Source organism: Exiguobacterium sp. s95 (genome assembly GCF_018618655.1).
In the GTDB taxonomy this organism is placed as follows: domain Bacteria; phylum Bacillota; class Bacilli; order Exiguobacteriales; family Exiguobacteriaceae; genus Exiguobacterium_A; species Exiguobacterium_A oxidotolerans.
Genome location: NZ_JACSMM010000002.1, coordinates 266,141 through 292,459 on the forward strand (window position 1 = coordinate 266,141; position 26,319 = coordinate 292,459).

Annotated in this window: 28 protein-coding genes and 1 other annotated feature; of the genes, 17 read left to right on the plus strand and 11 right to left on the minus strand. The window is 45.1% G+C overall.

Going from position 1 to position 26,319, the window contains the following annotated elements; genetic code table 11:
- Positions 1-77 precede the first annotated feature (77 nt).
- Together trmB and KNP99_RS06015 are read left to right on the plus strand one after the other, a co-directional pair.
- Entirely contained in the window at positions 78-719 is a 642-nt protein-coding gene (gene trmB, locus KNP99_RS06010; protein ID WP_215193109.1) for a tRNA (guanosine(46)-N7)-methyltransferase TrmB, read from the plus strand.
- 116 nt (positions 720-835) lie between these two features.
- Positions 836-1,351, plus strand: coding sequence for a hypothetical protein (locus KNP99_RS06015; RefSeq protein WP_029331192.1), 516 nt, complete (start codon positions 836-838; stop codon positions 1,349-1,351).
- A 71-nt stretch (positions 1,352-1,422) separates the two neighbouring features.
- Here KNP99_RS06015 and KNP99_RS06020 read toward each other — a convergent pair whose 3' ends face one another.
- Both KNP99_RS06020 and KNP99_RS06025 read right to left on the minus strand, forming a co-directional pair.
- The gene (locus KNP99_RS06020; RefSeq protein WP_214768764.1) at positions 1,423-1,779 is read right to left on the minus strand and encodes a DUF1304 domain-containing protein; all 357 of its coding nucleotides are present in this window, start codon (positions 1,777-1,779) and stop codon (positions 1,423-1,425) included.
- Between the two features lie 57 nt (positions 1,780-1,836).
- Positions 1,837-2,139: a PepSY domain-containing protein gene (locus tag KNP99_RS06025; protein ID WP_029331190.1), complete on the minus strand. Its 303-nt coding sequence runs from the start codon at positions 2,137-2,139 to the stop codon at positions 1,837-1,839.
- Positions 2,140-2,262: 123 nt separating this feature from the next.
- Between KNP99_RS06025 and KNP99_RS06030 the strand changes: the two genes are divergently transcribed.
- Both KNP99_RS06030 and KNP99_RS06035 read left to right on the plus strand, forming a co-directional pair.
- Entirely contained in the window at positions 2,263-3,333 is a 1,071-nt protein-coding gene (locus tag KNP99_RS06030; RefSeq protein ID WP_088837642.1) for a M42 family metallopeptidase, read from the plus strand.
- A 147-nt stretch (positions 3,334-3,480) separates the two neighbouring features.
- Positions 3,481-4,494 (plus strand): PTS sugar transporter subunit IIC, encoded by a 1,014-nt coding sequence (locus KNP99_RS06035; protein WP_088837641.1) that lies wholly within the window; start codon positions 3,481-3,483, stop codon positions 4,492-4,494.
- 164 nt (positions 4,495-4,658) lie between these two features.
- On the opposite strand, the gene KNP99_RS06040 is transcribed toward KNP99_RS06035, so the two are convergent.
- Complete coding sequence (locus KNP99_RS06040) at positions 4,659-4,949, minus strand: hypothetical protein (RefSeq protein ID WP_214768760.1); 291 nt, start codon at positions 4,947-4,949, stop codon at positions 4,659-4,661.
- A 126-nt stretch (positions 4,950-5,075) separates the two neighbouring features.
- Between KNP99_RS06040 and KNP99_RS06045 the strand changes: the two genes are divergently transcribed.
- The 7 genes from KNP99_RS06045 to KNP99_RS06075 all read left to right on the plus strand — a co-directional run bounded on the left by KNP99_RS06045 (position 5,076) and on the right by KNP99_RS06075 (position 10,341).
- On the plus strand, positions 5,076-5,384 hold the full coding sequence (locus KNP99_RS06045; protein WP_029331186.1) for a thioredoxin family protein: 309 nt from the start codon (positions 5,076-5,078) through the stop codon (positions 5,382-5,384).
- 55 nt (positions 5,385-5,439) lie between these two features.
- Positions 5,440-6,237 carry a DUF1444 domain-containing protein gene (locus KNP99_RS06050; RefSeq protein WP_088837640.1) on the plus strand — a complete coding sequence of 266 codons (798 nt, stop codon included), beginning with the start codon at positions 5,440-5,442 and terminating at the stop codon, positions 6,235-6,237.
- 53 nt (positions 6,238-6,290) lie between these two features.
- The gene (ytpR, locus tag KNP99_RS06055; RefSeq protein ID WP_214766594.1) at positions 6,291-6,899 is read left to right on the plus strand and encodes a YtpR family tRNA-binding protein; all 609 of its coding nucleotides are present in this window, start codon (positions 6,291-6,293) and stop codon (positions 6,897-6,899) included.
- Positions 6,900-6,936: 37 nt separating this feature from the next.
- On the plus strand, positions 6,937-7,731 hold the full coding sequence (locus KNP99_RS06060) for a hypothetical protein (RefSeq protein WP_215193110.1): 795 nt from the start codon (positions 6,937-6,939) through the stop codon (positions 7,729-7,731).
- 78 nt (positions 7,732-7,809) lie between these two features.
- The gene (gene murC, locus KNP99_RS06065) at positions 7,810-9,105 is read left to right on the plus strand and encodes a UDP-N-acetylmuramate--L-alanine ligase (protein WP_214766592.1); all 1,296 of its coding nucleotides are present in this window, start codon (positions 7,810-7,812) and stop codon (positions 9,103-9,105) included.
- Positions 9,106-9,270: 165 nt separating this feature from the next.
- Entirely contained in the window at positions 9,271-9,786 is a 516-nt protein-coding gene (locus KNP99_RS06070) for a DUF5698 domain-containing protein (protein ID WP_088837636.1), read from the plus strand.
- Between the two features lie 114 nt (positions 9,787-9,900).
- A complete protein-coding gene (locus KNP99_RS06075) occupies positions 9,901-10,341 on the plus strand; it encodes a Dps family protein (RefSeq protein WP_029331180.1) in 441 nt (146 codons plus the stop codon).
- A 54-nt stretch (positions 10,342-10,395) separates the two neighbouring features.
- Here KNP99_RS06075 and KNP99_RS06080 read toward each other — a convergent pair whose 3' ends face one another.
- A complete protein-coding gene (locus KNP99_RS06080; RefSeq protein WP_088837635.1) occupies positions 10,396-11,508 on the minus strand; it encodes an aminopeptidase in 1,113 nt (370 codons plus the stop codon).
- 140 nt (positions 11,509-11,648) lie between these two features.
- Here KNP99_RS06080 and KNP99_RS06085 point away from each other — a divergent pair, with 140 nt between their 5' ends.
- From KNP99_RS06085 to ccpA, 4 genes are all read left to right on the plus strand, one after another.
- Complete coding sequence (locus KNP99_RS06085) at positions 11,649-12,221, plus strand: DUF948 domain-containing protein (protein WP_029331178.1); 573 nt, start codon at positions 11,649-11,651, stop codon at positions 12,219-12,221.
- Positions 12,218-12,781, plus strand: a complete 564-nt coding sequence (locus KNP99_RS06090; RefSeq protein WP_214766590.1) for a YtxH domain-containing protein — start codon at positions 12,218-12,220, stop codon at positions 12,779-12,781. The genes KNP99_RS06085 and KNP99_RS06090 overlap by 4 nt, the downstream gene beginning before the upstream one ends.
- A 185-nt stretch (positions 12,782-12,966) precedes the next feature.
- Complete coding sequence (locus KNP99_RS06095; protein WP_088837633.1) at positions 12,967-14,052, plus strand: bifunctional 3-deoxy-7-phosphoheptulonate synthase/chorismate mutase; 1,086 nt, start codon at positions 12,967-12,969, stop codon at positions 14,050-14,052.
- A 156-nt stretch (positions 14,053-14,208) separates the two neighbouring features.
- Positions 14,209-15,219, plus strand: coding sequence for a catabolite control protein A (ccpA, locus tag KNP99_RS06100; RefSeq protein ID WP_088837632.1), 1,011 nt, complete (start codon positions 14,209-14,211; stop codon positions 15,217-15,219).
- Positions 15,220-15,293: 74 nt separating this feature from the next.
- Here the strand turns inward: ccpA and KNP99_RS06105 are convergent, their stop codons facing one another.
- From KNP99_RS06105 to KNP99_RS06120, 4 genes are all read right to left on the minus strand, one after another.
- Complete coding sequence (locus KNP99_RS06105; protein WP_214810608.1) at positions 15,294-16,049, minus strand: FixH family protein; 756 nt, start codon at positions 16,047-16,049, stop codon at positions 15,294-15,296.
- A gap of 110 nt (positions 16,050-16,159) precedes the next feature.
- Positions 16,160-17,353, minus strand: coding sequence for an acetoin utilization protein AcuC (locus KNP99_RS06110; RefSeq protein WP_215115531.1), 1,194 nt, complete (start codon positions 17,351-17,353; stop codon positions 16,160-16,162).
- On the minus strand, positions 17,350-17,982 hold the full coding sequence (locus tag KNP99_RS06115) for an acetoin utilization AcuB family protein (RefSeq protein ID WP_088837629.1): 633 nt from the start codon (positions 17,980-17,982) through the stop codon (positions 17,350-17,352). Before KNP99_RS06115 ends, KNP99_RS06110 begins: the two co-directional genes overlap by 4 nt.
- Positions 17,983-17,994: 12 nt before the next feature.
- Positions 17,995-18,627, minus strand: coding sequence for a GNAT family N-acetyltransferase (locus KNP99_RS06120; protein WP_214766586.1), 633 nt, complete (start codon positions 18,625-18,627; stop codon positions 17,995-17,997).
- A 145-nt stretch (positions 18,628-18,772) separates the two neighbouring features.
- Here KNP99_RS06120 and acsA point away from each other — a divergent pair, with 145 nt between their 5' ends.
- Complete coding sequence (acsA, locus tag KNP99_RS06125; RefSeq protein WP_214807228.1) at positions 18,773-20,476, plus strand: acetate--CoA ligase; 1,704 nt, start codon at positions 18,773-18,775, stop codon at positions 20,474-20,476.
- 126 nt (positions 20,477-20,602) lie between these two features.
- Here acsA and KNP99_RS06130 read toward each other — a convergent pair whose 3' ends face one another.
- Positions 20,603-23,125, minus strand: coding sequence for a transglycosylase domain-containing protein (locus KNP99_RS06130; protein ID WP_214766582.1), 2,523 nt, complete (start codon positions 23,123-23,125; stop codon positions 20,603-20,605).
- Between the two features lie 152 nt (positions 23,126-23,277).
- Positions 23,278-23,479 (plus strand) — a binding site (T-box leader).
- Positions 23,480-23,529: 50 nt separating this feature from the next.
- Here KNP99_RS06130 and tyrS point away from each other — a divergent pair.
- Complete coding sequence (gene tyrS / locus KNP99_RS06135) at positions 23,530-24,777, plus strand: tyrosine--tRNA ligase (RefSeq protein ID WP_215193111.1); 1,248 nt, start codon at positions 23,530-23,532, stop codon at positions 24,775-24,777.
- Positions 24,778-24,828: 51 nt separating this feature from the next.
- On the opposite strand, the gene KNP99_RS06140 is transcribed toward tyrS, so the two are convergent.
- Both KNP99_RS06140 and rpsD read right to left on the minus strand, forming a co-directional pair.
- Positions 24,829-25,356, minus strand: coding sequence for a biotin transporter BioY (locus KNP99_RS06140; RefSeq protein WP_088837624.1), 528 nt, complete (start codon positions 25,354-25,356; stop codon positions 24,829-24,831).
- Between the two features lie 152 nt (positions 25,357-25,508).
- Positions 25,509-26,108: a 30S ribosomal protein S4 gene (gene rpsD, locus KNP99_RS06145; protein WP_012371102.1), complete on the minus strand. Its 600-nt coding sequence runs from the start codon at positions 26,106-26,108 to the stop codon at positions 25,509-25,511.
- Positions 26,109-26,319 lie beyond the last annotated feature (211 nt).

Consider the following 26,319-nt stretch of genomic DNA (forward strand, 5'->3'; position numbering starts at 1 on the left):
GAATAACATCTTATATAATTACCCGAATCATGATAAACTTATCTGCGGATAATTTAAGAATTGAAAGGATGAACAATATGCGTTTACGCCATAAGCCTTGGGCGCTGGATTATATGAAAGAACAGGCATCGATCTATATCGCGGACCCGGCGACCTTAAAAGGAAACTGGTCAGAAGAATTTAAAAATGAACATCCACTATACATTGAGGTAGGTTCCGGAAAAGGAGCATTCATCACGGGTATGGCAAAGCAATACCCGGACATCAACTTCATCGCGATTGAATTATTTGAAAGTGTTGCGGTTGCAATCGTTCAAAAATTGGTCGAAGAGCCACTACCTAACGTCCGTGTCTTGACGGTCGATGCAAAAGACTTACGTGACTTCTTTGAAAAGGGAGAAGTCACTCGTGTCTACTTGAACTTCTCTGATCCGTGGCCGAAGTCGCGTCATGCGAAACGACGTCTCACATATAAGACGTTCCTCGCGACGTACGAAGACATTTTGCCGGAGCAAGGTCAGATTCACTTTAAGACGGATAACCGTAAACTATTTGAATCGAGCCTGATGACGATGTCAGCTTACGGTATGACATTCGACTGGATGTCGCTTGATCTACACGTCAATGAGCCGGAAGATAACGTCAGAACGGAGTACGAAGAACGTTTTTCAGCACTTGGTCAACCGATTTATCGGATGGAAGCAACGTACGGAAAATGATTTAGACAAAAAGTTTTCTTATTTTCCTGGTATTTCTTTCACACTTTTTTCTTATTAATTGGTACAATGTTGTTGACTGAAGAACTTGTACTTACAGGTAAAGGGGGAATTTGGGGATGTGGCAAAAAAGCTTAGCCTTCGTAACAGCACTCTTTCTCGCGCTGAGTATCGGTCAATCGGTATTCGCTGCGATTGATACGTCAGCAATGGAAAAGGCTCTCGACGAGGAATTAAAGAGTTCGCATTACGATTATAAAAAAGGTTCTGTAGAAATCGAGGACCCGAAAACATTCACTGGTGAAAAAGGTGAAGAAATCATCGGCGGAATCGCTGTCATCGAGACAGTCCGTGATGGCATCTTTATCACAATCAAACGTGAAATCCACTTCTATAACACGGAGAGTAAAGAGATGTTGACGAACGCAGATGCTGCGAAAGTAGATGGCGTCAAAGAATACATCGACAAAAACTCGAACAACTTACAGCAGAAAGTAGTCTACTGGTTACCGATGTTATTGATGATCTTGTTGATTGCCGTACCAGCAATTGTACTTTATGTCGTCGTACCACGTCTTTATTCGACAAGTGAATACATGAACCCGATCTACGAACGTAACGATAACCCACGTTAATCGTTGTCGGACAAAACGAAACACCCGCCTAAGAGGAAGTAAGATTCCGAAGAGGTGGGTTTTTTTTTGAACTAAAAAAATAATACGACGAGAAATGCCAAAATGGCAGGCAGTCCTTGTTTGTAGAGAATCGAGACATTTGCTGTCGCTGCACCGTACAGGGCGGCGATGATGACACAACTTAAGAAAAACAGTTGAATGACAGATGAATCAAGGACAAGACCGAGAATCAATCCGGCAGCAAGAAAACCATTGTATAATCCTTGATTGGCAAACAATGTTTTGATGCGTGGATCTGCTGCGATTTCCTTCGTCAGTCCAAACGTACGAAGCGCTGGTTTTGAAGATAAGAAAAACATTTCAAGAGCTAAAATATAGAAATGTTCAAGGGCAACAAGTAAAACAAGAATCGTTCCGAGTAGGTTCATGAAAGTTCGCTCCTAAAAAAAAGACCATACTTCGACTGACGAAGTATGGTCCCGATATTATGCGTATTCGAGTAAAGCGCCTGTTTCTGCATCAACTGTGAATTGATACGTTTTTTCATCGTCACCTTCAAGGACCGAGATGCCACCTTTGTAGCTTTGGTAGTCACGTGACTCATATGCGTACGCCTCTGGTGTTGCAGAGATCCATGCACCTTGGACACGTCCTTTTGCTGAAAATGTGCGTTTCGTGATTTCGAGAGCTTCCTCGGCAGATAGTTGTTTGTTGTCGACAGCCTTCTTAACTGCGAAAGTTGCAACGACAGCTGCTGCCAAACCGATAATCCAATAGCGTTTTTTCATTAAAATTTCCCCTCCTTACAGGTTTCTATACCTACTGTACCAAATAATTCGTCAAGATAGAAACAAAAGCTTAAGTGATTGAAGCATTTTTTTGTATAATAGAAAAATAGGAGGCGATACATAGTGAATGAAAAGACAAAAGATCTATTTAAAACATTGACGGAATTGAACGGGGCTCCAGGGTTTGAGCATGAAGTCAGACAGTTCGTCCGAGAGCGGATTACACCGGTGACGGATGAAATCGTTACAGATGGTATCGGATCGATTTTCGGTAAACGGACGGGTCAGGCCGATGGTCCGAAAGTGATGGTCGCAGGTCACATGGACGAAGTTGCCTTCATGGTCACACAAATCACGAAGAACGGGATGCTTCGGATTCAGCCGCTCGGTGGTTGGTGGAGTCAAGTTCTACTTGCACAACGCTTTTCGATTTGCGGCGATCATGGAATCATTCCGGGAATCATCGCATCGACACCGCCACATCTCTTAACAGAGGAAGTGCGGAATAAACCAATGGCGATCAAAGACATGTTTATCGATATCGGGGCGGATTCAAAAGAAGAAGCGGAATCGTTTGGCGTTCGACCAGGAATTCCGGCTGTTCCATTCTTCCCGTTCACACCGATGGCGAATCCGAAAAAAATCATGGCGAAAGCCTGGGACAATCGGTACGGGGTCGGTATGGCGATTGAGTTGCTTGAAGAGACGAAGGCAGCCGATCATCCGAATGTCTTATTCTCTGGTGCAACTGTCCAAGAAGAAGTAGGATTACGCGGAGCACAGACGGCGACGAACATGATTGATCCGGATGTCGCATTTGTTGTCGACGCTTCACCAGCGAACGATGCTTCAGGCGATAAAACGGAGTTTGGTCAACTTGGTCAAGGTCCTTTGTTACGCATCAAGGATAGCGTCATGATTCTATCGAAGGAAATGACGGATTATGTACTTGATACGGCAGAATCGAATCAGATTCCGTATCAGTATTATGTTGGAGCGGGCGGGACGGATGGCGGTGTCATTCATCGTTCGAACAATGGGATTCCGACGACGGTCGTTGGCTTACCGGCTCGCTATATCCATACGCATGCTTCAATCATGCATACGGATGACTACGATGCGGCGAAAGAGTTGTTGAAAAAACTCGTCACGCAATTGGATGCGACAACGCTCGCGACACTACAAGTGAAGTAAGCAATCCGGAAGGTGGATTTGTCTCTATGGACAAATTCACCTTCTTTTTCGCGAAACACATGTCTTGTCAAATGGAATAACATTTGTGTTTTCTTTTATGGGAAATTTGTTATAATAACGTTGATTTGACGAAAAGGACGTGGCGACTTGTTAAAAGATAAAGGAATATCATTAAGCCCTCGGATTTATTTCATTACAGTGCTCAGTTATATGGCGCTCGGTTTATTTAGCTCGTTGATTATGGGATTGATTCTGAAAACGATTGGCGACGGTTTGATGACACGTGGAGTCGATGCATCGATTCTCGTCACGATTGGGGATCAAGCGATTGCGTTGACAGGACCAGCGATTGGTGTTGCTGTCGCGTTCGCTTTAGAGGCACCGCCGTTGATTTTATTTTCAGCAGTCGTTGTCGGAGCGTTCGGTTATGAAGCAGGCGGACCTGCCGGGAGCTATATCGCGGCGTTGATTGCGACGGAGTCCGGAAAACTGTTTTCAAAAACGACGCGTCTCGATATTATCGTGACACCTTTACTTACGTTAGTGATCGGCTTTTTAAGTGGGAAGTATATCGGTTCTTGGATTGGAACGTTGATGACGGATCTCGGGGAAGTCATTCGCTGGGGAACGGAACGCGAACCGCTGCTGATGGGGATTTTTGTTGCGACGGTCATGGGGCTCGCATTGACAGCGCCCATTTCAAGTGCTGCTTTAGGCATCATGTTAGGACTGGATGGATTAGCCGCAGGGGCAGCGACGATCGGTTGTGCAGCCCAAATGATTGGATTTGGTGTCATCAGTTATCGTGATAACGGGATTGGTGGATTGATTGCACAAGGGGTCGGGACATCGATGCTTCAAGTCGGAAATATCATCCGTAATCCGTGGACGATTATTCCCCCAACGCTTGCCGGTGCGTTGTTGGCACCATTCGCGACAGTCTTGTTCAGTCTCGAGAGTAATCCGGCGGGTTCTGGAATGGGGACGAGCGGATTAGTTGGTCCATTGATGGTACTGAAGACAATGGGCTTCACGACAGAATATTATCTTGCTGTCGGCATCCTATGTTTCGTCGCTCCGGCAATCATCAGTTATCTAATTTATCGGGTATTGTACCGGTATGGACGTATTAAGGACGGCGATTTAAAAATCGACTATTGAATCTAAAAAAAGGGCTGACTCATAAGTCAAAAAAAATAATCCTTGTGGCGGACGTTTCCGTCCTCCATCAATCAAAAGGCCGATGATCCCACTTTTCACGGGATCGTCGGCCATTTCTAATTAATTGAGAGTCGTTCACGCTTTTAAGTCAGTCCCTTTTGTCATTATAAAGAAAAACCGAACGAACTCGAGTAGAAACTCGTCAGAAATACGTAGAGATAAATTAAATAGAGGGGGGTCAAGTAACGCATCCGGACAACTGGTAACTTTCGGGCGACACGTTTCCCGAGTGCTTCAAGGACAAGGATAATCGCAAACCCGATAACTAAGAATGTTAAAATCTCAGGTAATCCTCGTTCAGAATCGATAAAAGAGTAACCGTAGCGAAGGCAACTCGTCATTCCGACGAAGCCGACGAAACGTTCGAATGGATGTTTAATAGGTTGGTCCGTCATAGTGATTTCCTTTCAAGGCGTTTTCTAGTTGAAGTATAGCAAACAGAGCGTGAAAACGCACAGAAACATTCGAATATGCTATGATGTACCCAATGAAATTAAGAAGTAATCAAAGGAGGAACTACCATGAAAAAACTTGATTCTCAACAACTATTTGAAACAGCGAAGCAAGGAAATGCTGTTTTTCTCTTTTCAGCAAACTGGTGCCCGGACTGCCGCTTTCTCGATCCGTTCATGCCAGAAATCGAAAGTAAATTCAGTGAGTTTGAATTTTATTACGTCGACCGTGATGAACATATGGAAATTGCCCAGGAAATGGACATCTTCGGCATTCCGAGTTTCGTTGCCTATCGTGGAAACGAAGAAACAGGACGTTACGTCGGAAAAGAACGTAAAACACCTGAACAAGTGACCGAATTTTTAGAAACAGTCTGACACGAAAGCGAGCGCTGTCTCGCTTTTTTTCATTAAGAAAGGATGGAAATGACCCATGGAACTGCAACAAATTCGCCGTATGGTGACGGAAGCATTTGAAGAAGAACGTTATACGACGTACTTTGATCGTGAAAAATCGGTCCTTCGGATTGAACGAAAACAAGACCGGACGGGCGTTGACCTTGGATTAAACCCGCTCGTCGCAAAGGCAAAGCGGCGAGGTGTCATTGCTGTTGAAGAGACGATTGAGTACATCAAAGCGGTTCTAGAACAAACGGAGCCTGTCTCATTAGTCGGAAATGAACAAAAAGTATTACCAGTCATTCGAGCGAAGTCGTTCGCTGACGAAACGAAAGATGGCAAGCGAATCATCAGTACGCCACATACGGGTGAAACAAAAATCATGTACGCTCTTGACTTAGGAGCGACCTATCGCCTAATTGATGAAGATTTAGTTGAACAGGCGGGGTGGACGACTGAACACTTGTCTGAAGCAGCACGCTTCAACTTGAAGTCGCTCGAAGCACCATTCAAGGTCGATGAAGTCGCAGGAAATGTCTTTTATTTCTTGAGTACAGGAGATGGCTATGAGGCTAGCCGCGTCCTCAACAAACAATTGTTAGCAGATTATGCAGACAAAGTGACAGGCGAATTTTCGATTGGGATTCCTCATCAGGACGTCTTAATTTTTGCGGATATCCGAAATGACGCGGGCTATGATGTCTTGCAACAGCTAATGTTTGACTTCTTCACAAACGGACGTGTACCGGTTACGGCACTCCCATTCCTATATGAAGACGGAAATCTTGAACCGGTCTTCGTCCTTGCGAAAAACAAGCATCCGAAACCTTGAATAATCTGATACAATAAGCATTGTGAGAAAGTCTGAAGGGAGTCATGGATTGAATGAATGTGTTTTATAATAAAGAAGGTGTCGGAGACGTCTTGATGGTCATCTTATCAGATGCACCACGAGCGGAAGTTACGGCTGAACGTGCAGGTGCTGTCGCGACGATTTTCCATCATGAGCGCGTGATTGGATATAATATTTTTGAAGCGTCACAGCAATTTGAATTGAATGCAGTCGGACCAGTTGAACTGACACCCGAACTCGTCAAAAAAATTCAAAGCGTTTTAGCGGACAACGGCGTAGCGCTTGTAATCGATGACATCGATTACTCACCAAAATTCGTTGTTGGATACGTTAGCTCTTGTGAAAAACATCCGGATGCGGATAAACTATCGATTTGCCAAGTCGAGGTGGACGGAGACACACTTCAAATTGTTTGTGGCGCGCCGAACGTCGCAGAAGGACAAAAAGTTGTCGTTGCTAAACCAGGAGCGGTCATGCCATCCGGTTTAATCATTCGACCTTCTGCACTTCGAGGTATACCGTCAAGCGGGATGCTGTGTTCTGCCCGTGAACTCGCATTACCAGACGCACCACAAGAAAAAGGAATTCTTGTATTAGAGGATTCAGCACATACTGGAGAGGCATTCTTAATCGGCCGTTGATTCGGCCGATTTTTTAACAAGATGGAGGGGTGAAGGAATGAGCAATCGTTACGAACAGTCATTGAAGGAACAAGCGGCACGGATTCGACGGGAATTAGCGGGCGAAAAAGAGACGACTCCAGTCGAACGACCGAAAAAAGAAGAGCGAGAAGATCGCTTCGTGTTGACGGATGTTCCATCGCCTATTTACGGATTCCAACGGCCTAAAAAGCAACGGTCGATCCAAGAAGATGTAACTTCGATTGAATCGGAAATGGACGTTTCAAGTGAATCAGAAGAGGGAAAAACCGAAGAGGGAAAAACCGATGAGGCGCTTGAGAACATGACAGATGAAACAATTGAAGCGTCAGGGATCGAGACGATGGAACAGACGGACTTAACCGAAGTAGACGCAGGTCTTGTTCCAGTGACGGATTCTGAACTACTCAACCCTGACCCATCAATCGAGTCATCAACTGAAGCATTTGCTGTAGAATCTTTTGATTCAGCTCTAACGGAACAAGAGCCAGTTGAAGAAGAACCGGTTACTGAACTAAAACAACAAGATGAATCATTAGAAGTGACATCTTTAAGTGAAGACACGGAACAACCTCCCGTCGAAAACGGAGATGAGATTTCTTCGGAAAACACCGTCGAACATGTCCTTGAGACGGAAACCGTGCAAGAACAACATGTCTTCACGGAAAAGCGCGCTGAAGAAAAAACACAAGTACAGTCAAGTGCAGTCAAGAAACCTGTTGGACCGCCTGTCAACGTTGTGATGACAACTAAAGACTTAATGGCGATGTATCGTGCACGACGTGAACAAAATAATTTACATGGTAAAAAATAAGTCGGTTTGCTATAATGGTACAGGTTTTGTACCCAAGCCCGATGGTACGAACCGGAACGTGAATTGGAGGGCTTTTATATGACAAAGTATCATTTTGTTGGGATTAAAGGGACTGGAATGAGTGCACTTGCCCAAGTATTACATGAGATGAACCATCAAGTACAAGGTTCTGATATCGAAAAACACATCTTTACTGAGGACGCTTTACGGGCGAAAGGTATTCCGTTTTTCCCGTTCAACGCCGACAACATCAAAGAAGATCAAATCATCATTCAAGGAAATGCGTTTGGTGATGAACATCCAGAAATCGCGCGGGCAAATGAACTTGGTTTAACAATTTATCATTACTACGATTTTTTAGGTCACCTAGCAGACGAATATCGTTCAGTCGCAATCACAGGGTCACACGGTAAAACATCGACGACAGGTCTGTTGTCACATGTCTTAAGCGGAATCACGCCAACCGCATTTCTGATTGGTGACGGTACAGGTGCAGGTGTCGAAGAGGCAAAAGCATTTGTGTTTGAAGCATGTGAATACAAACGTCACTTTTTATACTACAAGCCAGATTATGCAATCATGACGAACATCGATTTTGATCACTCGGATTATTTTACAGGCATTGATGACGTCGTTTCGGCGTTCCAAGAAATGGCGATGCAAGTCAAGCAAGCGATCGTTGCTTGTGGGGACGACGAGCATCTTCAAAACATTCAAGCGAATGTGCCTGTCCTCTACTATGGTTTTGGACAGAACAATGATTTCCGCGCTGAAAATGTCGCATCAACACCAGACGGCACATCATTCGATGTCTATTTACGGGATGATTTTTATGGCACGTTCCTGATTCCGGGATTCGGTCAACATCATGTCTTGAATGCTTTATCGGTCATCGCAATCTGTCAGTATGAAGGGTTGAACAAAGAGGATGTCGCGGAACGTCTCGCTTCATTCGGAGGAGTCAAACGTCGCTTTAGTGAATCAGATTTCGGATCACAGATTTTAGTCGATGATTATGCACACCATCCGAAAGAAATTAGTGCGACGATTGAATCGGCACGTAAGAAATATCCGGACCGGGAAGTCATCGCGATTTTCCAACCGCATACGTACACACGCCTAAAGTCATTCATGGATGATTTTGCGACATCGCTTCGGGAAGCGGACGCTACGTATCTCTGTGAGATTTTCGGATCGGCGCGAGAGCAAGAAGGGCAAGTTCGGATTGAGGATCTCCAAGAGAAGATTCCGAATTCTGACATCTTGACGCGAGATAATGTTTCGATTTTAAGTAAACATGACAATGCTGTTCTATTGTTCATGGGTGCGGGGGATATCCAAACGTACCAACAGCAGTATGAAGGAACAAAATAAAATGTTTCATCAGTAAAAGGCATGGGTGCATTCAGGCATCCATGCCTTTTTTGTCGGTTTCGTGAAGTTAAGAAAAGATGACGTACGCCGAACCATTTTTTTATTGCATCTTGAATTGAATTTTGGAATAGTGGGGGTATGTTAATTTAGGAAGGAATCAATCACATGGGACAAATTTTCTTGATTTTATTATTGCAGCTCATTTACGTGCCTGTCCTGACACTCCGGACAATCATGCTCGTCAAAGGGCGGACTGTCATCGCCGGTGTCTTCGGGACGGTCGAAACGTTAATCTATATCTTTGCTTTAGGCGTCGTGTTCCGTGACTTGACGACGCTCGGAATGGTCGTCTACGCACTCGGATTCGGGCTCGGTATTTTAATTGGTGGCTTCGTCGAAAGAAAACTTGCGATTGGCTACAATATGATTCAAGTCCATACACAAGAATTTCCGGCTGAACTGATTCAAGTCATCCGCGATAACGGATTTGGTGTCACCCATTACCAAGGACAAGGACGAGACGGTGTCCGGTACCGGCTCGATGTACTTGCTGCACGGACGCGGATGAAAGTATTGCGTGGTTTAGTCGAAGAATATGAGCCAAAAGCATTCCTCGTTGCTTTCGATTCGGTCGACTTCAAAGGGGGATACATGCTGAAGGGGTTAAAACGTCAAAAGTAATGAAAACTTTTGAAGAACATCACGGGATTCTCCACAAAAAGATGTTTACTCTATGTTATTTAAGGATAAAGATGATATAGAACAAATTACAATTCGTGAGAGGGGTAATCGAAGATGATTAGTAATCACGCAAAAACAGCACTAAACCAACAAGTTGCAAACTATGGTGTTTTATTCGTAAAACTCCATAATTATCATTGGTACATTAAAGGACCAGAATTTTTGACGTTACACGTTAAACTAGAGGAATTGTACACGTGGGTATCTGAGCAATATGATGTTGTCGCAGAACGACTGTTGATGAACAATGGAAATCCTTCAGCGACAATGAAAGAATATTTGGAGCAGACGACGCTTGAAGAAGCAAAATCTGGCTTATCTGCCGATCAGATGGTTGAATCCGTCATCAGCGACTTCCAACAAGTACGTAAAGAAATGCTTGAAGCGATTGAACATTTAGAGGCGCAAGACGTGACGGTCGAAGATGATTTACTGGCTCAAGCAAAAGAAATCGAAAAACAAATTTGGATGTTGCGTGCGACACTAAAAAAATAAGTGGACAAAAACGGATGACTGCATCCTTAGAGGATTCGGCCATCCGTTTTCTACTTATTTTAGATTTTCCGGGTTCAAGACGTCGAGTTCAGGAAGGACGAATCGTCCATCTTTACGAATCAAGACATCGTCAAACCAAATTTCACCGCCGCCATAATCCGGGCGTTGAATGTTGACCAAGTCCCAATGGACCGAAGAATCGTTTCCGTTATAGGCTTCAGCGTAAGCTTGACCCGGCGTAAAGTGGAAACTGCCATCAATTTTTTCGTCAAATAAAATATCTTTCATCGGATGTTGGATGAATGGATTGACACCAATCGCAAACTCACCGACGAAACGGGCGCCGGCATCTGTATCAAACACTTGATTGATGCGCTCCGTATCGTTCGCCGTTGCTTCAACAATTTTTCCGTTTTCGAACGTCAATTTTACGTTTTCGAACGTAAATCCTTGATAAGGTGACGGTGTATTATAGGAAATGACGCCGTTGACGGAATCTTTGACAGGGGCCGTAAAGACTTCACCGTCCGGAATGTTGGCATTACCGGCACACTTGATTGCGGCGATGTCTTTAATCGAGAACGTTAAATCTGTCCCGTCCCCGACGAGGCGGACACGATCGGTCTTGTTCATCAGCTCGACGAGTGGTTCCATCGCCTTGCCCATTTTCTCGTAATCCAGCGTACAGACATCAAAGTAGAAGTCTTCAAACGCTTCTGTCGATTGGTTGGCAAGTTGAGCCATCGAAGCTGTCGGGAAACGGAGGACGACCCATTTCGTTCCTTTAACACGATCTTGGGTATGCATTTTCCCTAATGTTTGTCCGTATAACTTCATTTTGTCCGATGGCACGTCAGATAATTCATTGATGTTATCCCCGGCACGTAAGCCGATATAAGCGTCCATCGCTTGCATCTGCTTTTGCTCGATGTCAGCCATCAATTGAAGTTGCTCTTCTGATGCATTTCGGTATAATTTTCGTAGAATACGATTATCTTTCAACAGGACGAATGGAAGTCCGCCTGCTTCATAGGCAGCATCAACGAGTGCTTCGACTAATTCGCGCTCAATTCCGAAATTTTCAATTAAAACTTTTTCACCAGGAGCGAGTGCAACAGAATAATTAATTAAGTTCGTTGCAAGTTGTGTAAGACGTGGATCGCGCATGAATAGTTCCCCCTCTAATTTGCGTATGTAGGTTTCATCTATCATTGTAACGGAAATAAACCAATTGGAGTAGCAGGAACGACTCGAGATACGTCGAACTACCAACAAGACACTAGCAAAAGAAATTGGAGGCATGAATCATGGAAATCACATTAGGCGGTATCGCCGGACTAGTCGCTGCGATCGCATTCGTAGTGCTCGTTATCTTCCTTGCGCGCGTACTTGGTGCAGCAAGCAAGACACTAAATAATGTCGCAGACACGACAGCAGGACTTGAACGCCAGCTGGACGGAATTATGATGGAGACGACGGCGTTGCTACATAAAACGAATCGTCTTGTCGATACAATCGAAGAAAAAACAGAGCTCCTTGCGCCGGTTGCGAATTCGATTGAAGAGTTAGGCACATCGCTAAACAAAGTGACGGATTCTGTTCGAACTGTTTCTGATACAGTAGCAGGGGCAGCAGATACGAACAAAGAACAGATTGCTCAAGCGGTTCGTTGGGGTTCAGTCGCTGTTGAACTCTTTAAAAAGAATAAACCGGAATCAGGTCAACCTGTTTCATCTTCTAGTACGGCTACGACAACGGTGGAGAAAAAACAACGCCGCCGTTTCCGTAAACAGGCAGATACACCGGTGACACCGGAAGTCGTGTCAGTGCCGGATGTTGAAAGTATTCCAGATGAATTGAAGGGAGATCGTAAATCATGACAAAACAACACCCATACCAAGCCCAGGACCAAAATACTTCAAAAGGTGGCGGCTTCTTAGCAGGCATCATCGTTGGAGGATTGATTGGTGCAGTCGCTGCGTTACTTTCAAGTCCGAAGTCAGGAAGCGAGATGCGTGGCATGCTCGATGAGCGTACAGCTCCTGCACGTCAACGCTTGAATGAACAGACGCAAGTGGTCCGTGAAAAAGCGGAGCCGCTCGTCGGCGAATGGATTCAACTGGCAAAAGATAAAGCAGCACCGGTCATCGAAAAAGCGAAAAAAAATTCAACTGTTCAAGAAGCGGCACAATACGCTGGTTTTGAAAAAGACCAGGCAAGCATTGACGCAGCACTCGCAGAAGCAGAACAACTCGTACGAGACATCGAACGTGAAATCGGTGAGGAAGTGAACGGTGCAGCTGTTGCGGAACAACTCGATACAGAGACTGTCGCTGATCTTTCTGAGCTGCGTGAAGATTTAGAAGAAGATCAAGAAGATGAGGCTGAGGAAAACGATCCGCAAGCAGACATGGCAAACGAGAAAAAGCCGAAGAAGTAATTTTACTGAACGTATTAGCTGCTTTTAGTAGCTAATACGTTTTATTTTTTTGTATAATTTGATTTGAAAAGAGCACATCAAAAAAAAGAATGGGTTCGAGTAGTTCTATCATGTACAATCGGCATGAAGTCGGCTATAATTAGTTGCTATTACGAGCTATATGCTGATTAGGGAGTGGTAGACAGATGGATCAACAAGCAGAACTAAAGCGTTTACGCGATGAACTTGATTTAGTAAACGCTGATTTACTAGAATTAATCAACAAGCGGGGCGAAATCGCCGTCGAAATCGGTAAAGTAAAACGTGCGCAAGGGCTTGACCGTTACGACCCGGTACGTGAACGTCAGATGCTTGAGTCGATAGCCGAAAATAACCATGGTCCTTTTGAAAATGGTCGCCTTCAGCATATGTTCAAAGAGATTTTTAAAGCGTCACTTGAACTACAAGGGGAAGACCGGACACGTAAATTGCTCGTGTCACGTAAACAAAAACCAACGAATACGATTATCCGTGTTGGAGATGATGTCATCGGTGACGGATCCCAACAACTGATTGCTGGACCTTGTGCCGTTGAAAGTGAGGAACAAGTCTTTGAAGTAGCCGCACAGCTTGCAAAGCATGGTGTTCGCTTCATGCGTGGCGGGGCATACAAACCACGGACATCGCCTTACGATTTCCAAGGGCTCGGTTTAGAAGGATTGAAGATGTTAAAAAAAGCAGCAGATGCGCATAACTTACATGTCATTACCGAAATTATGACGCCGAGTGCCGTTGAATCTGCTTTACCATATGTTGATATCATTCAAGTCGGTGCACGTAACATGCAAAACTTCGATTTGTTAAAGGAAGTCGGGCGTACGAACAAACCCGTTCTTTTAAAACGTGGTCTTTCAGCAACACTCGAAGAGTTCATGTACGCAGCTGAATACATCATGGCGAGCGGGAACGATCAAGTCATCCTATGCGAGCGCGGTATTCGTACTTACGAACGCGCGACACGGAATACACTTGATATTTCTGCCGTTCCTATCCTGAAGCAAGAAACGCATCTTCCTGTCATGGTCGATGTCACACACTCGACAGGACGAAAAGATATTCTTTTACCGACGGCGAAAGCTGCATATGCTGTTGGGGCAGATGCCGTCATGGTCGAAGTGCATCCATTCCCTGCATTGGCACTGTCTGATGCGAACCAACAACTTGATTTTAAAGAATTCGATGCGTTCGTCGAAAACTTAACGTCAACTTTTCCGGCACTAAACGTTCAATGATTTTGTAAAAAGGGTAACCTATAGCGAATGAAAACGTTTTACAATGAAGGAAGAATGGGAAAAGAAAGATATCTTTTCCTGTCTTCCTTTCGTGTTGTCTAAAAATGAAAATGAGAATGAAAACGAAATGATTGTTTAAATAAGGAGGAATTTGCTTTGAACAGTAATATTACAATTTATGATGTAGCACGCGAAGCCGCTGTTTCGATGGCGACTGTCTCCCGGGTAGTTAACGGAAATCCGAACGTCAAGCCATCCACGCGCAAGAAAGTCCAGGATGCAATCGATCAACTCGGGTATCGCCCAAATGCCGTCGCACGTGGACTCGCAAGTAAAAAAACGACAACGGTCGGAGTCATCGTACCGGATATCTCAAATATTTTCTTTGCCGATTTAGCGCGTGGGATTGAAGATGTCGCGACGATGTACAAATATAACATCATTTTATGTAACTCCGATCAAAATCGTGAAAAAGAAATCCATCTCTTGAATACGTTGCTCGGAAAACAAGTCGATGGCATCATTTTCATGGGTGGACGCCTTCATGAAGATTTAGTCCGCGAATTCAAAACATCCCCTGTGCCGATCGTATTAGCAGCGACGCTCAATCAAGACTATGATCTTCCTGCTGTCAACATCGATTACGAGAGTGCGGCATATGACGCCGTCAAATCATTGATCGATCATGGACATAAACGGATCGGGTTCATCACGGGTCCACTCGAGCAACAGATTAACGGTGAGAAGAAATTTGCCGGGTACCGTAATGCCCTGGAAGAAGCCAATCTTCCGTTTGACGAACAAAATGTCGTTTTAGGAAACTACACGTATGATTCAGGAATGAAGGCAATGAACCAACTGCTTGAACTCGGTGAGGAGTGCCCACGTGCAATCTTTGCTGGGACGGATGAAATGGCTCTCGGTGTCATTCATGCCTTACAGGACGCAGGTCACCGTGTTCCTGAAGACTTCGAAGTCATCGGACACGATAATACACGTCTCGCGACGATGATTCGTCCGAAGCTGACGACTGTCGTGCAACCGATGTATGATATCGGAGCAGTTTCGATGCGTCTGTTGACTAAAATCTTGAATCAAGAAGAAATTGAAACAAATGATGTAACGTTACCGCACCGGATTGAGCACCGGGACTCTACACGTTCATGATGTTCAAACAAAAATCGTCCTCTTTCCTAGTCGAGTCTAGGAAAAAAGACGATTTTTGTTTTGTTCTAAATTATTTAAGGTGTCACGGTAATAAGTTGATCTTGATGGTGATGCAACTGATCATTTTCAACATGAAGCCGGACCGTCGTTTGACCAGCTTGTGCTAATTTGACTTGACCGACGTACATGTCTTCTTTCAGTGTCAACGGGATGTAGGTATGTTTTTCGACGCCTTCTTCGATGACTTCGACTTGAACGTCTGCTTTTAAGACTTTTCCATCTTCAAAGATATGAAACGATACAGGGAGCGTCGCACCTGCCGTGACTTTCGTTGCCCCCATATAGTGAACGGCAAGATTTTCGCTCGAAGCATGATCATGATCGGCATCGTCGTGTGAAGCTTCTTCATGCGAATGATCCATTACAGTAAAAGAAATTTTATCCATGTGGTGTAGACCCTTTTTATCATTGATATGATAGAGTCCTTCGTATTCACCTTCAGCGAGTGTTGCTTCTGCTTGGTAAGAACCCGTTTTTTTCAAAGAAGCTTTAATTTTTTTATGAGCAGTATCTTTTTCATCTGCTTTCCAAATCTCGAACGTCACATCTTCTACATTGACTGCTTTTTTATCTTCGACAGCAGTTGCTTTAAATATGACCTTTTCATCAGCCATCGTTTTTGCTGGAACCTCTACTTTGACGTCGACTGCCGGTTTCCCACTACCTTGCATCGCGTCGTGGTCCATCGCCTTTTCTTCGCTATTGTTGCATCCTGCAAGAAATAGACCAGTTGCAAGTACGGCAACACTCATCCCCATCATTTTCTTCATGTTCAGTCCCCCAATTATTCATTTACTATGTAAAGTATTGAAACCTTATTTAGTATACCAATAACTTGTGAAATCCGAACGAAGTATATGTGAAAAGTACAGGACAATTTTTAATCACTCGAGTAGGGTGAAGCTTCTGATAAACGGTCTTTTTTCGCGTCATCGATAAATGGCCATAGGAGTCGTTTAACGGTTTCCCAGTTTTTTTCCTCAATTTCAGGTCGACGGGGAATCGAAGGGTATGCTGGCAATTGATCTGCCCACGTGGTCGGAACCGTCGTACTCTGTTTTGTCCATCGCTCAATCCAGTCTTTCGGGAGGTCCCCACTAAATGGTGCACGATTTGTCAAAGCTGCGAAGACTTGACTCCAGGCGCGGGGAACGACACGGTACCAATCGTATCCTCCTCCGCCTAAAGCGACAATCCGGCCTTTCGTATAACGGTTTGCTGCTTCGACAGCGATTTGCGGAATTTGTTCATAACTTTTCATCGTGAGCGACAAGTGAGTCAATGGATCAAGCGCGTGGGCATCGGCACCATTTTGCGTAATGATCAAGTCAGGTTGGAACAACTCACAGGCTTCGAACAAGGCAGTCCGATAGGCGAGTAAAAACGAAGCGTCTTCCGTAAAAGCATCAAATGGAATGTTCCAACTGAAGCCATAACCCTCTTCAGATCCGCGCTCTGTCACCATACCTGTCCCCGGGAAGAGATAACGTCCTGTTTCATGCAGTGACAGCGTCATGGCATCGGAACGATTATAAAAAGCCCACTGGACACCATCGCCATGGTGCGCATCGGTATCGACATAAAGAATACGACACGCATATTTTTCAATCATCGCCGCCATGGCGACTGCTGTATCGTTGTAGATACAAAATCCTGAAGCACGACCACGAAAACCATGGTGCAGACCACCCGCGATATGAAATGTCCGTTTATATCGTCCGGACAAGACGAGTTCGCAAGCCTCAATTGTTCCACCGACGAGTAGTGCGGCACCTTCATGCATGTCAGGGAAGACGGGTGTATCTTCTGTTGCTAGCCCATACATCTGTGCCTTCATTGGCGTCAGTTCACCTTGACCCGCCAGCTTGACGGCTTGAATATAATCGGCATCATGTACGAGTCGTAACTCCTCATCCGTTGCGCGACGTGGTGCGATACAGTCGACGTCCTTGAGTGCCCCCATCGTCTCTAAGAGAGAGACGGTCAAGTCCAGTCGAATTGGGTTGAAAGGATGTGTATCGGAAAAACGATAATTCGTTTCTTCCTCACTGTAAATATAAGCAAACTCTTTCATCGGCTGACGTCGGGACCGAGTACATCGAATCCTTCCTTCCGTAACTTTTCGATGATTCGAATCGGATTCATCGTCTGGACACGAAAAGCGACGATGCGGACATACGGATCAGGCGTAGGATACACGAGGACATTTAAGATATTGATATTCGTTTTGGCGAGTAGATTCGCAATCTTTGCTAATGTACCCGCTGTATTTTCAACACGCACTTCGATTTGTGAGCTCGGCTCGAGCGCTCCTGTTAATTGAACGAATGTCCGAAGCAAATCGGTTTCTGTCATTAAGCCGACGAGACGCCGTCCCCGAACAATCGGTAAGCAAGATAAGCGATGTTCATAAAATAAAATCGCGGCGTCTTCAATGAAATCAAGCGGGTGTGCCGTGATAGGAGTTTGTTGCATGATACTTGAAACGGAATTTTGTTGATCAACGTGAAGGGTATCTGGATGAAAGACACTGCTTGCACTTTGGAGCTCTTTTAGACCGATGAGACCGACAAGTTCATGACGGGCGTTTGTCACGGGAATATGGCGAATCTCATGACGTTGCATCAATTCTGCGGCATGCGCAATAGAATTTGTTGGTTGAATCGTAATACAATTCGTCTTCATGATTTGTTCGATTAACATGCTATTCCTCCTTTAATCGTACATGAAGCGACGGCGGAGCCGTAAAGCATCGAAATGAGCGACGACTTCTGGTGCGACATGTTTCCCGATACGTGCCATTAAACAATTAGCCGGATGCGATGCAATCTCTGGATCATCGGTCGGGAAAAAGACGAGACCCCCGTGGTTCATCATCTTTTCCATGATTTTTCGATAGTCCCAAACAGATAGTCCACTGCCTTTTAAATCCCAATGCCAGTAATACTCGGTCGTCAAGATTAAGTAGTTTTCCATGGCCGGATCGAGCATCGATACCTCGAGAAGCTTTTTACCAATCTGTTGACCGCGAAAACGAGCAGACACTTCAATCGCACCTAGCTCTAAAATATATGGATTATTTCCTTCGCTCCATGTCTCATAGGGATCAGGGTAAAGGAATGTGACATAGCCGATGATTTCTTGATTTTGCCTGGCGATAATGATCCGTCCTTCATCTAAATCCGCGATTTCAAGGAGCGCTTGATGCTGCTCTTTCGGTTGCCTGAAGGCAGTTAAACCATCATCGAGGAGGTAAGTGGCGAGTTGTTTACTCGCGACAGGTCCTTCGATTTCAACTGGACCGAGCGATGTTTCATGAGTACGATGATTGAATTGTTTTTCAAACATGTAAGCGTCACCACCTTTCTCTTTATTATAGCCGAAGCGCCTTATCGAAAGAGAGGCATTTTTTAACAAATTAACGGCAATCGATTGAACTACACCATAACTAGCTTATAATGGAGAGGAGTATAGAGAAGGGGAGGAACGAGAGATGAAAGTTTTGAAAGCGCTTCCGGGTAAGCATTGGTTATCCGACTATAATGAATCGGCGTCATACGATTGGCAAGAAGCGGAACAATATTTTTCATGGGCAACGACGGGGAAAGTCAATATGGCCCATGAAGCAATTGACCGTCATGCTGAAGGTGAACGAGCGAATAAAAAAGCTCTGATTTACTTTGATGGAACGACGGAGCAAACTTTTACGTATGCTGACATGAAACGTTTGACGAACAAAGCGGCAAACGTTTTGACGGATGCTGGAATCAAAGCAGGAGACCGAATTTTTATCTTCATGCCACGTTCGCCAGAACTTTATTTTGCGTTGCTCGGTGCCTTGAAAGTCGGAGCAATCGTCGGTCCGTTGTTTGAAGCCTTCATGGAACAAGCTGTACGCGACCGCTTGCTTGATTCTGAAGCAAAGATGTTGATTACGACGAAAGCATTATTACCACGTGTTCCGCTTGAAGAGTTATCGACACTCGAATCCGTCTTTTTAGTCGATGAAGACATCGAGACGACAGATCGGCTACTGGACTTCCGGGCAGCGTTCGAGTCCGCGTCAGATGTGTTCGAACCGGTTTGGCTCGACCGGGAAGACGGTCTCATCTTACATTATACGTCTGGGTCGACGGGAAAACCAAAAGGGGTCTTACACGCTCAAAATGCTATGATTCAACACATGATGACCGGACGTTGGGTTCTTGACCTTCAGGAAGATGATATCTATTGGTGTACAGCAGATCCAGGCTGGGTGACGGGGACGAGTTATGGGATTTTTGCCCCGTTCTTAAATGGTGCGACGAATGTCATCGTCGGTGGTCGGTTCAATCCAGAGTTTTGGTACAGTGTCATTGAAAAATACAAGGTAACGGTTTGGTATAGTGCACCGACCGCATTCCGGATGCTGATGGGGGCCGGCGCAGACGTCGCACAAACACATGACTTGTCGAGCTTACGGCACGTGTTATCCGTCGGAGAACCGCTCAACCCAGAAGTCGTTCGTTGGGGAAAAGAAGCATTCGACCAACGCATCCATGATACGTGGTGGATGACGGAAACAGGGGCAATGATGATTTGCAACTACAAATCGATGGACATCAAACCAGGGTCGATGGGGAAACCGATTCCTGGGACAAAAGCTGCAATCATCGATGATCAAGGGAATGAGTTACCTCCGTTTAGAATGGGCAATTTAGCTTTGAAAACACCGTGGCCATCCATGATGCGGCAAATCTGGAATAATCCACAAAAGTATGAATCATACTTCTTCAAAGGATGGTACGTTTCAGGAGATTCTGCATATATGGATGATGAAGGATACTTCTGGTTCCAAGGACGCGTCGATGATGTCATCATGACGGCAGGAGAACGGGTGGGACCGTTCGAAGTTGAAAGTCGTCTTGTCGAGCACCCGGCAGTTGCAGAAGCCGGTGTCATCGGGAAACCGGATCCAGTACGTGGTGAAATCATCAAAGCCTTCATTTCGTTACGAGACGGCTATGAACCGACTGAAGAATTGAAACAAGAAATTCAGGCGTTCGTCAAAGAAGGACTGGCAGCACATGCGGCGCCACGTGAGATTGACTTCCGAGACAAGCTACCGAAAACCCGGAGTGGTAAAATCATGCGCCGTGTCTTGAAGGCGTGGGAACTAAATCTTGAAGCGGGTGACCTCTCGACGATGGAAGAATGATGTCAGAGTAAGTGACATATAGGATTGACTGTTCTTGAACTACCAACGATGCTTCGTTGGTAGTTTTTTAATATGAACAAAAAAACGAAGTTCACTGTTACGTGAACTCCGTTTTTTTGAATGGCTTCATTCAGTTTTTTTGTCGTCTTCTTTTGCTTTCTTTTCAGCATCAGCCTTCGCCTCTGCTTCTTTCTTCTTAGCCTCCGCATCGGCTTTCGCCTTGTCGTCAGCCGCTTTTTTCTTAGCCTCTGCATCAGCTTTCGCTTTGGCATCGGCCGCTTTTTTCGCGTCCGCATCGGCTGCTTTATCTTCAGCAGCTTTCTTTTCAGCGTCAGCTTTTGCTTGCGCTTCAGCGTCGTCTTTCTTCTTCGCGTCTGCTTCTTTTTCTTTTGCCTCGGCCTCTTTTTTCTTTTCTTCAGCGGCTTTTTTCTTCGCTTCCGCTTCTTTTTTCTTTTTATCTTCTTCTTTGAATGAACCTGAGTTCTTGAAGTCATCTGCGTCTACTGAAGCCGGTTGATTGAAGCGTGCACCTGACTTGAAGTAACTGTTGTTCGCAGCATACGTTGCATTTGCCATCTGTGCCCACAGGTTCTGGGTACGTTGGTAATATGTCGTTGCACCCATCAATGAGTTGTTTTGATCATGCCCCGTCCAAACCGCCAGTGTAACCCCTGGTGTTGAAGCAACGAGGTAAGAGTCCTTAATTTCGTTCGTCGTTCCGGTCTTACCGGCCCAATCGCCAGGTACTTTTAATAACGAGTTCGCATAACGAGCTGTCCCGTTATCAAAGACACCACGCATCATATCAAGCGTTAAATAAGCCGTACGCTCTTCGTAGATTTTTTCTTTTTTCGATTTAGCTTTATAGATGCTTTTCCCGTCTTTCGTAATCTTCGAGATGATATACGGTTCGACGTATTCACCGTAGTTCGCGAGCATCGCATAAGCACCAGCAAGCTCAACCGGTGTGATTTCCATCGTTCCAAGAGCAGCAGATGGTGCGTACCGGATGCTGTCAGGAACTTTAATACCCATGTCGACTAGTTTTTGAATCGAGTTCGACATATTCATTTTTTCGTAAATCTTCACGGCTGGAACGTTGAGTGAAAGTTCCAATGCCTCACGGACCGTCACATTACCTCGGTAACGCCCGCCTTCATTGTTGATTGGGTTGTCACCTGGTTGACGTGGAACCGTTTGATAATAATACTTTTCATCATTAACGGTCGAAGCCGGTGTAATCAAGCCGTTTTCGATACCGTTCGAATAAACAAGAATTGGTTTGGCTGTCGAACCGATTTGACGTTTTGCCTGGAACGCGCGGTTGAAATCATCCGCCGTTCCATCCGTGTAACGTCCACCGACGAAGCCTAAGATACGACCTGTCTCATTTTGAATCATGACAGCAGCCGTTTCTTCTGGATCTTTTTTCGAGACCGTCTTTTTCGTTTTTGGATCAACGACTTGCGTGTATTGTGGAGAAGCAGGGAAGTTGGCAGCATTTTTAGCCGGTGCCTGCATCGCCTCGTGAATTTTCTTATCAAGTGTCAAGTGAATCTTGTATCCGCCTTGACGCATGGCAACTAAAGCCTGTTCCTGATAGTTTGCTTTGACTTCTGCGAGTTCGGATGGTTTTACTTCATCTTCTTTGACGCCATCCTTTTTCATGAAATAGCTCGTCATGATTTTCAAAGCTTCTTTTTCAGCAAGATCGTAAACGTACGGGTACGTATCACGCGAACGTGTTGACGTTTTGGCGAAGTCTTTTGTGATATCGTATTTGACGGCTTTTTCATATTGCTTTTTCGTAATGTTTTTTGCGACATACATCCGTTTTAGAACAGTTTTCATCCGGTTCGTACTTGCTGTCAAATCTTCTTTGACGACACCACCTTGAAGGTAGGGTGTGTAATAATACGGGTTTTTCGGAATGCCTGCTAAGAAGGCTGCTTGTGGTAATGTCAGTTTTTTCGCGGATTTATTGAAGACACCACGAGAGGCGGCTTCGATTCCGGCAATATTTCGTCCGAGAGAGTTTCGACCGAATGAGACAACGTTTAAATAGGCTTGTAGAATTTCATCCTTCGTCATCGCATTTTCGAGACGAAGTGCTAAGATGATTTCTTTTGCTTTCCGTTCGAATGAAACTTCATTCGTTAAAATCTGGTTTTTAATCAATTGTTGTGTCAACGTACTGCCACCCGTCCGAGAAGACGAGTTCGTTAACTCCTGTAAGACTGCCCGGAGTGTTGCTTTCGGTACGACGCCATCATGTTCATAAAAATCGACATCTTCCGTCGAAAGAACAGCGTCTAGCAGGTAAGGTGAAATTTCTTTGATGTTGACCGGTTGACGTTCTTCATCTGTTGAAATGTTCGTCAACTTTTCGCCACTGCCCCAGTAAATTTCACTCGTAATGGCATAACTATTAACTTGTTGCTTCATTTCCGTTAATTCTGGTGCTTTTGTATCTTTGACGAGCGAAGCGAAATAGCCGCCTGCTGCACCGACAGAAAAACTCCCAATCAGTAGGACAGCAATGATGAGGAATAAAATGATATTCCAAGATACGTCATATGTGATATTCGACCAGTGCCGAACGGCTTTCGTTCGGGGATGATTCCAAAACTTGGACCAGTTCTCGCGCATAAATGATCTCCTTTACATCTTAAACTTGGGTGTAAATTAACATTAAATCACAGATAGACGTATTATACCACAACTGAAACGTGACAATGTCTCTTGACAGTCGATTCTACTTCGACGTATCATGAAAACATCTTATGAAAAATATACGAAAAAAATCAGCTGTGATTGGAATTAGTAATGGAACGCTCCCTGTATCAGAGACCTAGTGGTGCTGCGAACTAGGACATAGCGTGTTCATGAATTACGTCTCCAGGAGCTTCTTGAGAAATCAGGCGGACCGTCCCGTTATCGACGATCTAAGTGGCATGTGTTGCATGCAATTAGGGTGGTACCACGGAATATTCCGTCCCTTCGTTCAGTCGGAGGGGCGGTTTTTTTATACAATTTTTTTAGGGGGAAAACAGATGACGTTACTTGAGGATTTAGAGTTTCGCGGCCTAATCAGCCAAATGACAGATGAAGAAGGTGTTAAAGAACTCCTGGCAAGTCCGACAACACTGTACACGGGATTCGACCCGACAGCAGATTCATTGCATATCGGACACCTGTTACCAATTCTCGTTCTACGCCGTTTCCAAGAGGCGGGGCACCACGTGGTCGGTCTCGTCGGTGGCGCAACCGGGATGATTGGAGATCCAAGTGGGCGGTCGACAGAACGATCACTGAACACGTCGGATATCGTCGAAGAATTTGCGAACCGCATCAAAGGGCAATTATCACGCTTTTTACCGCTGGATGGCGAAAACCCTGTGACGATTGCGAACAACCTGGATTGGACAAAAGATTTAACGATCATCGATTTCTTACGCGATATCGGAAAACACTTCCCAATCAGCTACATGCTAGCGAAAGACTCTGTTGATTCACGCCTTCAGAACGGGATTTCTTTCACAGAGTTTTCGTACATGCTATTACAATCATTTGATTTCTTAAAGCTATATGAAAACGAAGGGTGCCGACTCCAGGTCGGCGGAAGTGATCAGTGGGGAAACATTACAGCAGGGATGGAACTGATCCGACGCGTTGGTCATGAAGAGAAAGCATTCGGCATCACTGTACCACTCGTCACGAAATCAGACGGGCAAAAATTCGGGAAAACAGCAGGCGGGGCAGTATGGCTCGATGCGGAAAAAACGACACCGTACGAGTTTTACCAGTTTTGGTTCAACGTCGATGACCTTGATGTCGTCAAATTCCTGAAATACTTTACGTTCTTGACACACGAAGAACTGGAAGGATTGCAAGCGGAAGTGGAAACGGCACCTGAAAAACGGATTGCCCAGCGCCGCCTGGCAGAAGAGATGACGAAACTCGTTCATGGCAGCGACGCACTTGAACAGGCAGAACGAATCACGAAAGCACTCTTTAGTGGCGACATCAAATCGTTAAAGGCAGATGATATCGCAGATGCCTTTAAAGGGATGCCGCGCTTTACGCTTGGTGAAGCAACGAATCTCGTCGACGTACTCGTCGAAGCGAAAATCAGTCCTTCGAAGCGTCAAGCGCGAGAAGACGTGACGAATGGCGCAATCTACATCAATGGAGACCGTGAACAAGAGTTGACGAAAGAGATCACGAAGCAAGATGCGATTGGTGACTTCACGATCATCCGTCGTGGGAAAAAGAAATACTTCGTACTTGAACATGCGTAAGTGATATAACAAAAAAGAACGCTGACGAATGCTCGTCAGCGTTCTTTTTGCTTAGGCTGTTCTAAAAATACGGAGTGGTAATAAACGAACGGCGATCGTCGTGGCAAGTAACGCTTTTAGCGTATCACCGATGATGAACGGGACATTAATGACGAGGGCATCCATGAATGATAAATGTAGGACGAGCATTAAACCGAATGTTCCGAGTAAGTAAACGAGACCGAGTCCGAAAACGACCATTCCAAAAAACAATGGGATGAAGCGAGTCGTTCGTTCGGCGACATAGCCGATGAAGAAGCCGGCAATCGGGAAGGCGACTAAATACCCTACGGTCGGTCCGACGAACGGCGCAAGACCACCTTTGCCTCCGAGAAGTGGTAATCCGGCAGCAGCGAGCAGCAAAAAAATCAAGACGGCAAGCCCGCCGCGCTTCGCACCGAGAATGGCACTGACCGTCATGATGGCGAGCATCTGGAGTGTGATCGGTACAGGTCCGACGAGTTGAAGTTGTGGTAGTAAACTAATGGCTGAGATGATTGCAGCACCGAGTGCAGTAAATGTAAGATCTTTTGTTTTCATGATGGATGAGGGCCTCTTTTCTTTTTTTTTTTGTGTTAACCAATATAAATAAAAGGTTAACACAAAAAGAAAATGATGCAACTACTATTTTTAAAAAATGTTAAAAGGACACAAAAAAAGCACCCACCGAAGTGAGTGCTAAAAACAACAGATTAACGTGAGTAGTACTCAACGACGAGTTGTTCTTGGATTTGATCGTTCAATTCAGAACGCTCTGGAAGACGGACGAACGTTCCTTCGAGCTTCTCAGCATCGAAAGTAACGAAGTCTTTAGTTGCTGGAGCAACTTCGAGTGCTTCTTTGATAACGACAAAGTTCTTCGATTTTTCGCGAACTGAGATCGTTTGACCTGGTTTCACGCGGAACGACGGGATGTCGACGCGAGCGCCATCAACTTGGATGTGACCGTGGTTGACGAGCTGACGAGCAGCACGACGTGTACGAGCCATACCCATACGGTAAACGACGTTGTCAAGACGTGCTTCAAGTAAGAACATGAAGTTCTCACCGTGGATACCAGGCATTTTGCCAGCATCGTTGAAGATACGGTTGAATTGGCGTTCGTTTACTCCGTACATGTGACGAAGCGTTTGCTTCGCTTGAAGTTGAAGACCGTACTCAGACATTTTGCGACGGCTGTTACCGTGTTGTCCTGGAGCGTACGGACGTTTTGCGATTTCTTTTCCTGTTTCAGTAAGAGAGATACCGAGACGACGTGAAAGTTTCCAAGCTGGACCTGTATAGCGAGCCATAATAAGACTCCTCCTTAGTGTTCGTTATTATTTGCATAAAAATAATAACGCCATCAAACCCACGTTACGCCCATTTCATGGTGTGGCACCCTCGCTTGATAGCAAAGTTACACGATGCCCCTCCGGCAAAGCCGAGTCATGAAATGTGATACGCAAGCGATTTGACCGCTATCGTTATCATTTCTGCACTTTTACAAGTATACGTCTGCTT